The sequence below is a fragment of the Candidatus Pelagibacter sp. genome (assembly GCF_052049835.1).
Lineage (GTDB): Bacteria > Pseudomonadota > Alphaproteobacteria > Pelagibacterales > Pelagibacteraceae > Pelagibacter.
Window position 1 is genome coordinate 13746 of the sequence record NZ_JBNGZF010000016.1, and the last position, 15981, is coordinate 29726.

At 30.1% G+C, this 15981-nt stretch carries 17 protein-coding genes; 16 read left to right on the plus strand and 1 reads right to left on the minus strand.

Going from position 1 to position 15981, the window contains the following annotated elements; genetic code table 11:
* Positions 1–4: 4 nt before the first annotated feature.
* From ACTT9R_RS05590 to ACTT9R_RS05665, 16 genes are all read left to right on the plus strand, one after another.
* Positions 5–547 carry a 5-formyltetrahydrofolate cyclo-ligase gene (locus tag ACTT9R_RS05590; protein ID WP_440927028.1) on the plus strand — a complete coding sequence of 181 codons (543 nt, stop codon included), beginning with the start codon at positions 5–7 and terminating at the stop codon, positions 545–547.
* Positions 547–1350, plus strand: a complete 804-nt coding sequence (locus tag ACTT9R_RS05595) for a TIGR00282 family metallophosphoesterase (RefSeq protein WP_440927029.1) — start codon at positions 547–549, stop codon at positions 1348–1350. The genes ACTT9R_RS05590 and ACTT9R_RS05595 overlap by 1 nt, the downstream gene beginning before the upstream one ends.
* A gap of 5 nt (positions 1351–1355) precedes the next feature.
* Entirely contained in the window at positions 1356–2081 is a 726-nt protein-coding gene (locus ACTT9R_RS05600) for a YebC/PmpR family DNA-binding transcriptional regulator (protein WP_440927030.1), read from the plus strand.
* Positions 2081–2575: a crossover junction endodeoxyribonuclease RuvC gene (locus tag ACTT9R_RS05605; RefSeq protein WP_145596142.1), complete on the plus strand. Its 495-nt coding sequence runs from the start codon at positions 2081–2083 to the stop codon at positions 2573–2575. Before ACTT9R_RS05600 ends, ACTT9R_RS05605 begins: the two co-directional genes overlap by 1 nt.
* A 53-nt stretch (positions 2576–2628) precedes the next feature.
* Positions 2629–3303, plus strand: a complete 675-nt coding sequence (tolQ, locus tag ACTT9R_RS05610; protein ID WP_440927031.1) for a protein TolQ — start codon at positions 2629–2631, stop codon at positions 3301–3303.
* A gap of 3 nt (positions 3304–3306) precedes the next feature.
* Complete coding sequence (gene tolR / locus ACTT9R_RS05615) at positions 3307–3723, plus strand: protein TolR (protein WP_023854310.1); 417 nt, start codon at positions 3307–3309, stop codon at positions 3721–3723.
* Positions 3724–3728: 5 nt separating this feature from the next.
* A complete protein-coding gene (locus tag ACTT9R_RS05620) occupies positions 3729–4592 on the plus strand; it encodes a cell envelope biogenesis protein TolA (protein WP_440927032.1) in 864 nt (287 codons plus the stop codon).
* 9 nt (positions 4593–4601) lie between these two features.
* The gene (gene tolB / locus ACTT9R_RS05625; RefSeq protein ID WP_440927033.1) at positions 4602–5942 is read left to right on the plus strand and encodes a Tol-Pal system beta propeller repeat protein TolB; all 1341 of its coding nucleotides are present in this window, start codon (positions 4602–4604) and stop codon (positions 5940–5942) included.
* A 97-nt stretch (positions 5943–6039) separates the two neighbouring features.
* Positions 6040–6531, plus strand: coding sequence for a peptidoglycan-associated lipoprotein Pal (gene pal / locus ACTT9R_RS05630; protein WP_440927034.1), 492 nt, complete (start codon positions 6040–6042; stop codon positions 6529–6531).
* A gap of 83 nt (positions 6532–6614) precedes the next feature.
* Positions 6615–7622: a tol-pal system protein YbgF gene (ybgF, locus tag ACTT9R_RS05635; protein WP_440927035.1), complete on the plus strand. Its 1008-nt coding sequence runs from the start codon at positions 6615–6617 to the stop codon at positions 7620–7622.
* On the plus strand, positions 7582–8610 hold the full coding sequence (gene tilS / locus ACTT9R_RS05640) for a tRNA lysidine(34) synthetase TilS (protein ID WP_440927036.1): 1029 nt from the start codon (positions 7582–7584) through the stop codon (positions 8608–8610). Before ybgF ends, tilS begins: the two co-directional genes overlap by 41 nt.
* Positions 8611–8673: 63 nt before the next feature.
* Positions 8674–10581, plus strand: coding sequence for an ATP-dependent zinc metalloprotease FtsH (gene ftsH, locus ACTT9R_RS05645; RefSeq protein ID WP_440927037.1), 1908 nt, complete (start codon positions 8674–8676; stop codon positions 10579–10581).
* A gap of 6 nt (positions 10582–10587) precedes the next feature.
* On the plus strand, positions 10588–11640 hold the full coding sequence (gene folP / locus ACTT9R_RS05650) for a dihydropteroate synthase (protein WP_440927038.1): 1053 nt from the start codon (positions 10588–10590) through the stop codon (positions 11638–11640).
* A complete protein-coding gene (gene glmM, locus ACTT9R_RS05655; RefSeq protein WP_440927039.1) occupies positions 11640–12971 on the plus strand; it encodes a phosphoglucosamine mutase in 1332 nt (443 codons plus the stop codon). The genes folP and glmM overlap by 1 nt, the downstream gene beginning before the upstream one ends.
* Position 12972: 1 nt before the next feature.
* Positions 12973–13785 carry a bifunctional hydroxymethylpyrimidine kinase/phosphomethylpyrimidine kinase gene (thiD, locus tag ACTT9R_RS05660; RefSeq protein WP_440927040.1) on the plus strand — a complete coding sequence of 271 codons (813 nt, stop codon included), beginning with the start codon at positions 12973–12975 and terminating at the stop codon, positions 13783–13785.
* The gene (locus ACTT9R_RS05665) at positions 13785–15077 is read left to right on the plus strand and encodes an adenylosuccinate synthase (RefSeq protein ID WP_440927041.1); all 1293 of its coding nucleotides are present in this window, start codon (positions 13785–13787) and stop codon (positions 15075–15077) included. The genes thiD and ACTT9R_RS05665 overlap by 1 nt, the downstream gene beginning before the upstream one ends.
* Here ACTT9R_RS05665 and rpoH read toward each other — a convergent pair.
* Positions 15074–15967 (minus strand): RNA polymerase sigma factor RpoH, encoded by an 894-nt coding sequence (rpoH, locus tag ACTT9R_RS05670; RefSeq protein ID WP_440927042.1) that lies wholly within the window; start codon positions 15965–15967, stop codon positions 15074–15076. The two genes, ACTT9R_RS05665 and rpoH, sit on opposite strands and share 4 nt — an antisense overlap.
* Between the last annotated feature and the right edge of the window lie 14 nt (positions 15968–15981).

Sequence of the window (15981 nt, forward strand, 5' to 3'; positions counted from 1 at the left end):
GTCTGTGAATAAATCCAAGCTAAGAAGTAACATTTTAAATCTTAGAAAAAAAAATTTGAATAAAAAACTTTGTCTCAATCCTGACAGAATTTATCGATTTTTAAAAAAAAATAAAATTAATTTCAAAAATGTAGGAGGGTATTACCCTTGTAATTATGAGATTGATGACTTGGATACGCTTTATTTTTTAAGAAACAAAAAGGCAAATATTTCCTTACCAATAATTAGAGAAAATAACCAAATGGATTTTTTTGAATGGACAAATAAAGATCCTTTACAAATTAATAAGTATGGAATTGCTGAGCCAACTTTAGGAAAGAAAATTTACCCAGATATAATATTTGTTCCTTTAGTAGCTTATGATGATGATTTGAATAGACTGGGCTATGGTGGAGGATTTTATGATCGTTATTTAGAAAAAGTATCTAAAATTAAAAAAATATTTAAAATTGGATTAGGATTTTCATACCAGGAGATAAAAAAAATACCTATCAATAAGTATGATAAAAAACTCGATTTAATAATAACCGATAAAAAAATTATATAATGAGAATTTTATTTTTAGGAGATGTTGTTGGAATTTCAGGATGTTCAAAATTAACAAGTAATTTATTAAATGAAATTGATAAAAACAAAATCGATTTTGTAATAGTAAACGGTGAAAATGCAGCAGCTCAAGGTGTGGGGCTAACTAAAGAAATATGTAAGGATTTTTTTAATTGTGGAGTTGATGTTATTACAACTGGTAATCATGTTTGGGATCAAAAAGAAATTATGGAATTTATTGATAAAGAAGAAAGATTATTAAGACCTAAAAATTTATTTGAACCTGCACCAGGAAAAGGTTTTCAGATTTATAAAACAAAGAATTATATAAAAATTGGAGTTCTTAATCTGATGGGCAACGTTTTTATGAAAAAATGTGAAGATGTTTTTGAAGCTTCTCAAAAATTTTTAAAAGAAAATGAAATGAAAAAGGATTTTGATTTACTTGTAGTTGATTTCCATGGTGAAATTACTAGCGAAAAAAATGCTATAGGACATCTATTTGATGGAAAGGCAACTCTCGTGGTTGGAACCCATACTCATATTCCAACAAATGATGCCAGAATACTTAATAATGGCACTGGATATCAAACCGATGCAGGTATGTGTGGGGATTATGATTCAGTGATTGGAATGAATAAAGAAAATTCCTTGAATAGATTTTTAAAAAAGAATTCAGTGAAACACTTTCCCGCTACTGGAGATGCTACTTTGTGTGGTGTTATAGTAGATTGTGATATAAAAACAGGTTTAGCAATAGACATCAAAAGCTATGTATACGGAGAACAACTAAAAAATATTTAAAGATCATGGCAGGACATTCACATTGGGCAGGAATAAAACATAAAAAAGGTAAGGCTGATAAGCAAAGATCAAAGATATTTTCAAAATTATCTAAAGAGATTACCGTTGCGGCAAAACTTGGTGACAAAGATCCAGCAATGAACCCTAGACTAAGGTCTGCAGTTCAGGCTGCTAGATCTGCAAATATGCCTAAAGATAATATTGAAAGAGCAATAGATAAATCTTCTGCAGCTACAGGAGCAAATTTTGAAAATTTAAGATACGAGGGGTTTGGACCAGAAAAGATTGCTGTTATAGTTGAAACCTTAACAGATAACAAAAATAGGACCGCATCAAATATTAGAACTATTTTTCAAAAAAGTGGTGGGAGTTTAGGAACTCAAGGTTCGGCATCTCACAATTTTCAACAATTGGGTATAATCAAAATTGATAAAAAAGAGATATCTGATGAAAAAATTTTAGATTTAGCGATTGAGTCAGGAGCTGATGAATGTTTTTCTTACGAGGATTATCATGAGGTCCAGTGTCAAATGAGCGAAATATATAATGTAAAAAAAAATCTTGAGAAAATTATTGTAAATTTTATTTCTACAGAAATTGAATGGGTCCCTTTAAATAGTGTTGAAGTAAACAAAGAAAATAAAGATAATGTTGTAGATTTTTTAGAAATTCTTGAGGAAGATGACGATGTTCAGAACGTTTATTCAAACGTTAATTTAGGTGGCATTTAATGATGATTATTGGAATTGATCCAGGCATCTCAGGTTCAATCTGTTTTTTTCAAGATGGTATAATAAAAGATGTAATTGAAATGCCAACCATGACAGATGGTAAGAAGAATAAAAGACAAGTAAATGGTGCTCAAATATTTAATGAAATTAGCGAAAGGATAAACAAATTTGATAAAAAAAACATAAAAGTTGTAATTGAACAAGTTTCTGCAATGCCCGGACAAGGCGTTACTAGTATGTTTAATTTTGGTCAATCTTTTGGTATTTTAAAAGGAATATGCAGCGCAATGCATTTACCTGTTTATTATGTTAGGCCTGCTAAGTGGAAAAAATATTTTAACCTTATTAATTCAGAAAAAGATGCAAGCAGAACAAGAGCTATTGAAATTTTTCCATATTTTTCATCACAATTGTCAAAAAAAAAAGATAACAACAAGGCAGATGCTATTCTAATAGCTAGTTTTTTCTATGAAACTTATCAAAAAGAGGAATAATCAATTTAAATTAAAAGACAAAATCATGACACATTTACGTGTGAAGAGTAAGTATGGAAGCAGATGTAGCAACAAAAGCAGTTGAATTAGGGACAAATACTGATTTTTCATTATTCAGTTTATTTTTTAGAGCAGATATAATTGTTAAGTCTGTAATGATTATATTAATATTGTGCTCAATATATTCTTGGGCTGTAATTATTGAAAAGTTTCGTTTATTTAAAAAAATAACTAAATCTTCAGAAGAATTTGAAGAAAAATTTTGGAATTCTAAATCTGCCGAAACTTTTTACAATAGTTTACCTAGTAAACTTGAGGATCCAATGTCACTTGTGTTTCAAGATGCAATGGAAGGATTACTTAAAAAAAAAACAAGAACTAACATTAGTGAAAGAATGAGCGCTTCTCTAGAAGCTGGAATTGAAAAACAAATGACAAAAATTGAAAAAGGTTTTACTTTTTTGGCAACAGTAGGCTCAACAGCACCATTTATTGGTTTGTTTGGAACTGTTTGGGGAATTATGAATTCTTTTCAATCTATAGCTATTTCAAGAAACACAAGTCTTGCGATAGTTGCGCCAGGGATAGCTGAAGCTTTATTTGCAACAGCACTTGGTCTTTTGGCTGCAATACCAGCAGTAGTTGCTTACAACAAATTTAATAATGACTCTAAAAAATATTCTGAAAAATTAGAAAATTTCTCTAAAAGATTTTTAACTATAATCTAAAAAATGGCTTTTAAATTTAATCGCTCATCAAAAGAACCTATGAGTGAAATAAATGTTACTCCATTCGTTGATGTTATGTTGGTATTATTAATTATATTTATGGTAACAGCACCATTGTTAACGGTAGGTGTTCAAGTTGATTTACCAGAAAGTTCGGCAGACTCTTTACCTGAAGAAACAGAACCTTTAACATTGTCAATTAACGCAAAAGGTGAAATTTTTATTCAAGAAGCAAAAGTTGAATATGATAATATTATTGCAAAAGTTTTAGCAGTTTCAAAAAATAGAACTGATACAAGAATTTATGTTAGAGGTGATAAAACTATAAATTATGGGAGAGTTTTAGAAATAATGGGATTACTATCAGGATCTGGTTTTACTAAAGTAGCATTGATTTCAGAACCGTATAAACAAAGGTAATTAAAGTGAATAGAAGTTTAATTATTTCTTCTGTTTTGCATGCTTTGTTAATATTTATTACAGCAATGAGCTTACCTTTTTTGGCAAAGAAACCACTTGATATTCCACCAATCGTATCGGTTGAGTTAATTCAAATAGCAGAAAAAACCAATATTCCATTTGCACCTAAGGCTAAAAAAATAATTGAGAAAGTAAAAGATAAAGAAAAAAAACTTGTTTCAGAACAAGCTCCACCAAAAAAAGTAGAAAAAACGAAAACAAAAACTGTTCTGGCTCCTGATCAAAATAATAAAAAAATAGAGAATGAAACACCTGAGGCAATTCCACTTCCAGATAAAACTTTAAAAAAGGTTGAAACAAAAGAGGAAAAAAAACAAAATCCTGAAAAAGTAGATGATGAAGTTAAACAAGTATCAGAATTTGAAAAAAAAGATTTGTTTGATCCAAATAATATTGCTGCTTTAATTGATAAATCAAAAGAAGAGAGTGCAGAAGTTTTAAAAACAAATGATGACATTACTCAAGATCAAGAAAGAAATGTAGAAAACACAGGTCTTACACTAAGCGAAGAGGATGCTCTTAAGGCACAAATATTTGGGTGCTGGAGTATTCCATTAGGATTACCATACAATGAAAATTTATTGGTAAGAATAAAGTTAAAATTAAAACCTGATGGAACTGTTTCAAAAACAGAAATTTTGGACCATGCAAGAATGAATAAACCAGGCCAAGGATTTTACAAGGTTTTAGCAGAAAGTGCTTTGAGAGCTGTCAAGTTATGCCAACCATTAAGAGTTCCAACAACTGGATATGAAAGATGGAAAGAATTACAATTAAATTTTGATGCAAGAGAGATGTTAGAAGGGTAGTATATTTAAATGACAAAAAAAATTTTATTATTATTATTTATATTAATACCTATCAAAGCAAATGCTTTAATTGAAGTTGATATAACTAGGGGAAATTTAAATCCACTTCCATTAGCAGTTTCTCCACTATCAATTGATGAAGAATCTAGAAAAGGTTTTGAAAAAATACTTAAAAAAGAAAATATTGGCTCCGAGATATCAACTATCGTTGAGAATAATTTGAGAACATCAGGATTATTTAATCCCCTAGACAAAAAGGCTTTCTTACAAGCTCCTGATATTGCAAATTTAAAACCAAGATTTGAAGATTGGAATTTAATTAAAGCTCAAGCACTTATTACTGGTAAAGTAAATTATGTTGACGATAAATTAAGAGTTGAGTTTCGATTATGGGATGTTTTAGCTGCTAAAGAAATGATGGCTTTAGCTTTTACCACAGTTCCTAATAATTGGAGAAGAGTAGGGCATATTATTTCTGATAAGGTTTATGAAAGGCTGACTGGAGAAAAAGGTTATTTTGATACAAGAATAATTTATGTCTCAGAAGAAGGACCAAAAACACAAAGAATAAAAAAATTAGCAATCATGGATCAAGACGGAGCTAACAATAAATTTTTGACATTAGGGAATGAGTTAGTTTTAACACCAAGATTTAATCCAGCAAGTCAAATGGTAACCTATTTGTCTTACTTTAAAAATATGCCAAGGGTTTATTTATTAGATATAGAAACTGGTACACAAGAGGTAGTTGGAGATTTTCCTGGAATGACGTTTGCACCACGTTTTTCACCTGATGGTAAAAAAATAATTATGAGTTTTGCTAAAGATGGAAATTCAAATATTTACACTATGGATTTAGAAAATAGAATTGTAGAAAAAATTACCAATCATCCATCAATTGACACTTCTCCATCTTATTCTCCTGATGGAAAATATATTACATTTAATTCTGATAGAAGTGGTTATCAGCAAATTTATGTAATGAAGAATGATGGAAGTGATGTAAAAAGAATTTCTTTTGGCAAGGGTTTATATGGAACACCTGTATGGTCTCCAAGAGGAGATTTAATTGCATTTACAAAATTACATAAAGGTAAATTTTATATAGGCGTAATGAGAACCGATGGTAGTGGTGAAAGGTTGTTAACTGAAAATTATTATCAAGAAGCACCTTCTTGGTCTCCAAATGGAAGGGTGTTAATATTTTATAGAGAGACAAAAACTAACTCCAAAGGAGAAGGTTTTTCTGCAAAATTGTGGTCTATAGATTTAACGGGTTATAATGAACGTCAAATAAAGACACAAACAGATGCTTCAGACCCATCATGGTCATCTTTATTAAGTAATTAAAGATCAATTTTTTTAAATTTCTTGATTTTTAGACTTGAAACCTCTATTTAGTTGTGAAAAAGTTAAGAAATTGAAATTAGCAGCAAGGAGCAATTTAATGAGATTAAACAAAATTTTAAAAAACACACTTTTAGTATTAACAGCTTGCCTAGTGCTATCTGCATGTGCAACTAAAAAAGAAGTGGCAACAGACATTCAAGGTCAAATGCAAGGTGATGTTTACACGGGAACAGACACAGTTGAATATTTAGCTGATGGTGTTCCAGACAGAGTTTTCTTTGCAACAAATGAGTCGATATTAACAACTGCATCAAGAGAAACTTTAAGAGCCCAAGCAGCTTGGTTAAGAAAAAATCCAAACATAAACGTAGTTCTTGAAGGTCATGCTGACGAAAGAGGAACAAGAGAATATAACTTGGCTCTTGGTGAAAGAAGAGCAAATGCAGCTAAAGACTATTTAATGACTTACGGAATATCTTCTGACAGAATTACAGTATTAAGTTATGGAAAAGAGAGACCAGTAGACTCTGGTTCAAACCCGTTAGCTTGGTCAAAAAACAGAAGATCAGTAACTGTTAAAGCAAATTAATAATTTAAAATTTAAGACCCTAAAACCTTTATTGGATTTAGGGTCTTTTTTTTGCCATTTTTATAATCATAAATCTAATTTAAATGATGCACATATTTAAATTAGTAATTTTAAAATTATTTTTAATCTTAAATTTAGTTTTTATTAATATTTCTTTTGCAGATAACCATAATATTTATGAAACATTAGAAATAATAAAAAATGATCTTAAAACTCTTGAAAGAGCAGTTTATTCTGGATCTATAGAAGTGAAATCGAGTACTAATGATAGTTCAGTTTCAAACTTGGACCAAAACTCAGAAGATGTTTTAACTAGACATTTATTAAAATTGTCAGAAGTTGAGGATCAGTTTAGAGAGCTTACTAATAAATTTGAAGAAATAAATTTTAAGTTAGATAAATTATCTACCCGTGTTTCAAAAATTCAAGCAGATAATCAAATAAGATTTCAAGATATAGAGACAAACATTAGCTCTGGAAATATAAGTAGCGTAGAAAATCAATTGAGTTTAAAACCTAAGACTGATGAACAAAAAGTTTTACCTGGTAGTTCGCAGCCCCAAGATTTAGGAACAATTTCATATAAAGATACAGAGACAAACGAAACTTCACAACAAATTCAATCTGTAGATACTACAGCTTCAATTGTAACAGAAACTTTTCAATCTGAAGAAAAAATACTTCCTCAGGATTTAAATCCGGTTGAGCAATATGAATTTGCAACAAGCTTTTTAAAAGTTGGAGACTACAGTACAGCGGAAAGAGCTTTTAGAGAATTTGTTCTATCTAACCCTGATCATGAGCTAGCAGGTAGTGCACAATACTGGTATGCAGAAACATTCAGAATTAGACAATTATATACTGATGCAGCTTCTGCTTATTTAGAGGGCTACCAAAAATATCCTAAAGGAAAAAAAGCTCCAATTAATCTATTAAAACTTGGAGTATCAATGGTTCAAATTGGTGAAAAAGACCAAGGATGTAAAATGATAAATGGTGTAGAATTACAATATCCTAATGCAAATCAGTCTGTAATACAAAAAGCAAAATATGAGTCCAAAAAATTTGAATGCATCAAACAAGACTCATAAGTTTTTATTAAATCAATTAAAAGATAAACAAACTTCTAAAATTTATAAAAAATTTGAAGAAAATCTTCAATTAAATGAGGATTTTATAGTTGCAGTTTCTGGTGGACCAGACAGTCTAGCTTTATGTTTTTTATCAAAAATTTATTCGATTAAAAAACATCTGAAAGTAAAATATTTACACGTTGATCATAAACTTAGAAATAATTCAACAAAAGAGGCAAAATTTGTAAAATTGCTTCTAAAAAAATTATCTACTAATCTTGAGATTTTAAACTGGGTTGGAAAAAAACCAAAAAGCAATATCCAATCTATTGCGAGAGATAAAAGATATGCACTGATGATAAAAAAGGCAAAAAAATTAAAAATCAATAATATTTTATTAGCTCATCATAAGGATGACTTAATGGAGAATTTTTTTATTAGAATTTTAAGAGGCAGCGGTTTAAATGGCATGGTGTCATTTGATCAAAGAACCAACTTACAAAATATTAATTTGATAAGACCTTTGTTAAAATTTTCTAAAAAAAATTTAGAACATATTACCAAAAAAGTTTTTAAAAATTATGTTGAAGATCCCTCCAATAAAAATGATGAATTTAAAAGAGTAAAAATTAGAAATTTTATAAAAAACTTGGAATTAGAGGGATTGGATAATGATAAATTTAATCTAACGATTAAAAATTTAAAATTTGCTAACGAGTCAATTAAATACTTTGTGGAAAAAAATTTAAAAGACAATTCAATAATTTCAAATATTAATAAGTCTGTTATTTTGAATAAAAATTTTTTTCTTCAACCAGAAGAAGTAGTTTTTAGGTCTCTAACAGAAGTGTTACAAGCTGTTGGTAAAAAATACTACCCAGTAAGAGGAAAAAAAATTGATATCTTAATTTATCGAATTAAAAATAATAACTCATTCATGACCACTTTAGGAAACTGTGTAATAAAGAAGGTAAATAACTCAGTTTTAGTATCAAAAGAGCGTTAAAGTTGATGAAATAACTGATATTTTGTCACTTGTTAATTTAATAATAATTCTTATTTTAAACTCATGAACTTAAAAAATCTAGCAATGTGGGGAATTATAGTTTTTTTAACTATAGGTCTTTATAACATGTTTAAAAATCCTCAGTCTAATATCAGAGGTGGAAATCAAATAATATTTTCAGATTTTTTAAATTCAGTTGAAAACGGTGAGGTTCTTAAAGTTGAGATCCAAGGAAATAACATTAAAGGTGTTTATTCAAATGGAAATTCTTTTTCAACCTATGCTCCTAATGATCCAAATCTAATAGAAAAATTATCAGAGAAAGGTGTAAGTATTTCAGCAGCACCTCTAGAGGAAAAAATGCCTTCATTGTTTGGTGTGCTCTTATCATGGTTTCCTATGTTACTGCTTATTGCAGTATGGATTTTCTTCATGAGACAAATGCAAGGTGGAAAAGGTGGAGCGATGGGTTTTGGGAAATCAAAAGCAAAAATGATGAACGAACTCAAAGGTAAAGTTACGTTCAACGATGTTGCTGGTGTAGAGGAAGCAAAAGAGGAAGTAGAAGAAATAGTAGAATTTTTAAAAGATCCAAAAAAATTTAGTAGGTTAGGTGGAAAAATTCCAAGAGGTGCTTTGCTTGTTGGTCCTCCAGGAACTGGTAAGACCCTATTGGCTAGAGCGATTGCAGGTGAAGCGGGTGTTCCGTTCTTCACAATTTCAGGTTCTGATTTTGTAGAGATGTTCGTTGGAGTAGGGGCATCTAGAGTTAGAGATATGTTTGAACAGGGTAAAAAAAATTCACCATGTATAATTTTTATTGATGAAATTGATGCTGTTGGAAGAAGTAGAGGAGCTGGTTTAGGTGGTGGAAATGATGAAAGAGAACAAACATTAAATCAGTTATTAGTTGAAATGGATGGTTTTGACACTAACGAAGGCGTTATCATTATTGCTGCAACAAATAGACCAGATGTGCTTGATCCAGCTTTGTTGCGACCAGGAAGATTTGATAGACAGGTAGTGGTTTCAAACCCAGATATTATTGGAAGAGAAAAAATTTTAAAAGTTCATGTGAAAAAAATAAAAATGGCACCAGATGTCAATTTAAGAACAATAGCAAGAGGTACACCAGGTTTTTCAGGGGCTGATCTTGCAAATCTGGTTAATGAAGCAGCTTTGTTAGCAGCAAGAAAAAATAAAAGAATTGTAACATTATTAGAATTTGAGGAGGCCAAAGATAAAGTAATGATGGGTGCTGAAAGACGTTCAATGGTTATGACTGAAGACGAGAAAAAACTTACAGCATACCATGAAGGTGGTCATGCTTTAGTATCGTTCAATATGCCAAGCTACGACCCAATACATAAAGCAACTATTATACCAAGAGGAAGGGCTCTTGGAATGGTAATGAACTTACCAGAGAGGGACAAACATGGTTACTCAATAAAATATTTAAAAGCAAGATTGGCTGTTTGTTTTGGAGGTAGAGTTGCTGAGGAATTAATTTTTGGAAAAGACAATATATCTACAGGTGCAGGTGGTGGAAGTGGTTCAGATATTAATCAAGCAACACAACTTGCAAGAGCGATGGTGACAAAATATGGTATGAGTGAGGAAATGGGCCCTGTAGAGTACGGAGAAAATCAAGAAGAAGTATTTTTAGGAAGATCGGTTACTCAAACTCAATCTGTTTCAGAGGAAGTTGCTCAAAAAATAGATAAAGAAATAAGAAAACTTGTTGATGAAGGATATAACCAAGCTAAGAAAATTTTGACAGAAAAAATAGATGATCTACATAAAATTGCTAAAGCTCTAATAACATATGAAACATTAACTGGTGAAGAAATAGAGAATATAATTAATAAAAATTTATATCCTAAAGATAAAGTTTTAGATAATCCAGAAACAAAAGATGATCAAGACTCAGCTTTGGGTGCTATGGGTTTGAAACCTAAAATTGTTCATTAATAAATAATGCAAAGATATTACACAAGAGCGTGTAATTTCTACTTTGGTAATCAATCTAAAATTTTAGTAAATTTAAAAAAATCTATTCCGTTACATCAGATTAAAGAAATATCTTTTGACCATATTGAGATTATTACAAGAAAAAAGATAAGAAGAATTTCTATAAATCAAGTCAAGAAATTACCAAATAATATAAAAAAAAAAATAAATGCTGATATTAAAAAAATAAATTCAAAAAAAAAAAATTTTTCTAATTTTAATTTTAAAAAAATTCCAAATATTTTAGGAGTATTAAATCTTACACCCGACAGTTTTTCGGATGGAGGAAAATTTAATAAAAAAAATAAGGGTATCACTCATGCTATTAATTTGTACAAAAGTGGTGCATCTATGATAGATGTTGGTGGAGAGTCTACAAGACCAGGATCGAAGCCTGTAAATGAAAAGCAAGAATGGAATAGAATTAATAAGATATTAAAATTAATTGTAAAAAAAATGCCAATATCGTTAGACACAAGAAAGTCTAGGATTATGAAAAATGGTATCAGGATGGGAGTTAAACTGATCAATGATGTTTCAGGGTTAAGTTATGATCCCAAAACAATAAATATTTTAAAAAAGCATAAAATTCCATTTGTAATACAGCATTCAGTTGGGACACCAGAAAATATGCAAAAGAAGGCGAAATATAAAAATGAATTATTAGATATATATGATTATTTTGAAGATAAGATTAAGTTAATAAGGTCCAAGGGCATTAAACATAATAATATAATTTTAGACCCTGGAATTGGATTTGGAAAAAATTTGAAACATAATATGAATCTTTTAAGAGGTGTTTCTATTTTTCATTCATTAGGATTTCCTATACTAGTAGGGAACTCAAGAAAAAGATTTATTAAAGATATATCAAAAAAAAATGATAGCAAAACAAGGATCGGTGGAACTATGGCCTCTTCAATATATCTTTTAATGCAAGGAATTCAGATTTTAAGAATTCATGATGTTAATGAAGTTAAGCAAGGTATTAAAGTTTTTAACGAGATAGTCAAAAACTAATGACAAAAAAATATTTTGGAACAGATGGAATAAGAGGAGCAGTCAATAGTGAATATATAAATGGAGATATGTTCTTTAAATTTGGACTTGCTAGCGGAACATACTTTAAATCCCAAAAAAAAAGAAAACAAACAGCAATAATTGCAAAAGATACGAGATTGTCAGGATATACACTTGAGCCAGCTCTTGTTTCAGGTTTGGCTTCAGCTGGTATGCATGTTTATACTCTAGGACCCTTACCAACTAATGGGTTGGCTATGCTAACAAAAGAAATGAAGGCTAATATGGGTATAATGATCACTGCCTCTCACAATCCACATTTTGACAATGGTTTAAAATTATTTGGTCCTGATGGAATGAAATTATCAGATAAAATAGAAAAAAAAATTGAGGGACTTATAGATAAGAAAATCTCAAAAAACCTCTCGCATTCTGAAAAATTAGGAAGAGTTAAAAGATTAGAAACTGGTACCAAAAAATATATTAAAATATTAAAAAAAAATTTTACTAAAGAGTTCAATTTAAGGGGACTAAGAATAGTAATCGATTGTGCAAATGGTGCTGGTTATAAGGCAGGTCCTGAATTGTTGAAATCATTAGGAGCTAAAGTCATAGCAATAGGAATTAAACCAAATGGTTTAAATATTAATAAAAAATGTGGATCAACTTTTCCAAGAAAAATCAGATCTGCTGTAAAAAAATATAAAGCACATATTGGAATATCTTTAGATGGGGATGCTGACAGAATTATAATGTGTGATGAAAAAAGCAATATAATAGATGGAGATCAAATTATAGCTGCTTTAGCAACAAGATGGAAAAACAAAAAAATGTTAAAAGGAGGAGTTGTTGGAACATTAATGTCGAATTATGGGTTAGAAAAATATTTTAAATCAAAAGGAATAAAATTTCTAAGGGCAAATGTTGGAGATAGATATGTTAAAGAAAAAATGCAGAAATATAGTTTTAATTTAGGTGGTGAACAATCGGGACATATTATTTTAGGTAAATTTGCTACTACAGGAGATGGTTTGCTAGTTGCTCTAGAAGCTCTTTTTGCTTTAAGAAAAGGAAAAAAGGCAAGTGAATTTTTTGATCAATTTAAGAAAACACCTCAGCTTTTAGAAAATATCGAAGTTAAAGATAAAAATATAATTAATAAACCAGTGATAAAAAAAATTATAAAAAATGCAGATAAATTAATTAAAGGTAATGGAAGAATTTTAGTAAGAAAATCAGGAACAGAATCTAAAATAAGAGTAATGGGAGAAAGCGAAAATAAAGCTCTTCTATTTAAATGTGTGAATATGATTACAAAAAAAATTAAATAAATTGAAACCTAATTCTAAAATTTTAATTATTGCAGGATCTGATTCATCTGGTGGAGCAGGTATTCAAGCTGATATAAAAACTATCACTGCACTTGGTTCTTATGCAATGACAGCAATAACTGCAGTGACATCACAAAATACCACAGGTGTAAAATCAATTGTTGGAATTAATCCAAAAGAAATTTTTAATCAGATTATTTATAGTTGCAAAGATATAAGACCTGATGCAATAAAAATTGGTATGCTACATTCCTCAGAGGTTATTAGAATGGTACTGAAGGCTCTGGATGTAATTAAAGTTAAAAAAATCGTATTAGATCCAGTTATGGTTGCTAAAGGAGGTGCTAAACTTATAGATAGTAAAGCTATTCAGTTATTAAAATTAAAATTAATTAAAAAAGTATCACTTATTACGCCTAATATCCTAGAGGCAGAAATTTTGACTAAAACAACAATTATAACAAAAGAGGATATGATTTTTTCTGCTAATAAACTTATAGGATTAGGAGCTAAAAACGTACTTATAAAAGGTGGTCATTTAAAACATAAAAATGTAATTGATATTTTAATAAACAAAAAAGACATAAAGATCTTCAAAAGTGAGCGTCACAAAACAAAGAATACTCATGGTACAGGTTGTACATTATCTAGCTCAGTTACAACTTTTTTATCATGTGGAAAAACAGTAAAGAAATCTTGTGAGCTAGGAATTAAGTATGTAAATTCTGCAATTAAATCAAACCCAAAATATGGAAAAGGTCATGGCCCAATTAACCATCTCACTTCCTTAAAAGTAAACAAAAAATTTAAATAATGAAAAATATAGTCGTTGTTGGATCTCAATGGGGTGACGAAGGTAAAGGAAAAATTGTTGATTGGTTATCTGAACAGGCTGATGTAGTAATAAGATTCCAAGGGGGTCACAATGCTGGTCACACTTTAGTGATTGATGGTGTTACTTATAAATTGAGATTATTGCCATCTGGAATAGTTAGAAAAGGCAAAATATCAATTATTGGTAATGGTGTTGTCGTAGATCCATGGGCTTTATTAGAGGAAATAGAAGAAATAAAATCTAAAGGGGTAGAAGTAAATGTAAATAATTTTATTATTTCGGAGTCCGCAAATTTAATTTTGCCTTTTCATAGAGAAATGGATGAGATTAGAGAGGATACAGCAGGAAAAAGCAAAATAGGAACTACAAGACGTGGAATTGGACCAGCATATGAAGATAAAGTTGGAAGAAGATCTATAAGAGTTATGGATCTTAGATCTGAAAAAAATTTAGATCAAAGACTCGACTCTGTACTAGTTCACCATAATGCAATTAGAATAGGCCTAGGAAAAAAAATTTTTGAAAAAGATCAGCTTAAATCCGATTTGCTTAAAATAGCACCCAAAATATTAGAATTTTCTCAGCCAGTTTGGCTAAAGATTGATCAATTTAAAAAACAAAAAAAGAAAATTTTATTCGAAGGAGCCCAAGGTATTTTACTTGATGTAGATCATGGAACTTATCCTTTTGTAACTTCATCTAATACTGTTGCCTCAAGCGCAGCTACAGGAACTGGTTGTGGCCCCAATTCGATTAATTATGTTCTTGGAATTACAAAAGCTTACACAACAAGAGTTGGGGAAGGTCCTTTTCCTACAGAGTTAACAGACGATGTTGGTGAACTTTTAGGAACACGTGGAAAAGAATTTGGAACTGTTACAAGTAGAAAAAGAAGATGCGGATGGTTTGATGGTGTTTTGGTAAGACAAACTATTAAAGTTTCAGGGATTGATGGTATCGCTTTAACGAAATTAGATGTACTCGATGAGTTAGATGAAATTAAAATGTGTGTTGCTTATGAGCTTGATGGTAAAAGATTAGATTATTTACCTGCTGCTGTAGAAGATCAAATAAAAATAAAACCAATTTATGAAACTTTTCCAGGTTGGAAAATTTCTACAAATGGAGTTAAAAATCTGGATTCATTACCCGAAAATGCAAAAAAATATATTTTTGCTGTTGAAGATTTTATTGGTGCAAAAGTATCAAGTATCTCAACTAGTCCAGAAAGAGATGATACTATTTTAATTGAAAACCCTTTTGAAGTTTAGTTTGCGGGTAAAAGATTTTTTGATTTAGCTAATAGAAGCATGTGCTTTTGGAGTTTTTCAAATGCTTTATTTTCTATTTGTCTAACTCTTTCTCTGCTAATTTTATATTTTTTACTTAAATCGTCTAGTGTACTTGGGTCATCATTTAGTCTTCTTGAGTATAAAATTTCTCTTTCTCTATCGTTAAGAACTTTAATAGAGTCTTTTAACAAATCTTTTCTTTGTTCCATTTCTTCGTGGTGAGCAAATTTTAAGTCATGATCAAGTTCTTTATCAACCAACCAGTCTTGCCATTCATCGCCATCTTCCCCAACTTGAGCATTTAGCGAGAACTCCTTTCCAGAAAGTCTTCTATTCATTGAAACAACTTCCTCTTTACTTACATCGAGCTTATTAGCTATATGATCAACGTGTTCATCTCTTAAGTCACCTTCAGTTTCTGGAGAAATTTGATTTTTAATTTTCTTTAGATTAAAAAATAATTTTTTTTGAGCAGTAGTAGTTCCAATTTTGACAAGACTCCAAGATCTTAAAATATATTCTTGAATAGAAGCCTTAATCCACCACATTGCATAAGTTGCCAATCTAAAACCTTTTTCTGGTTCAAATTTCTTAACAGCTTGCATAAGACCTACATTTCCTTCTGAAATCATTTCATTAATAGGCAAACCATATCCTTTATAACCCATAGCAATCTTTGCAACCAATCTCAAATGACTAGTGACTAGTTTTTCTGCAGCTTTAATATTACCAGTTGTTCTCCAATTTTTTGCTAGCATATATTCCTCTTCTGCAGCTAACATTGGAAATTTTTTAATCTGCTCTAAATATGCAGATAGCCCACCTTCATTAGAAAGCGTTGGCAGATTGTTGCTTATTGTTCTACTCATAGCAGTGTTTATTT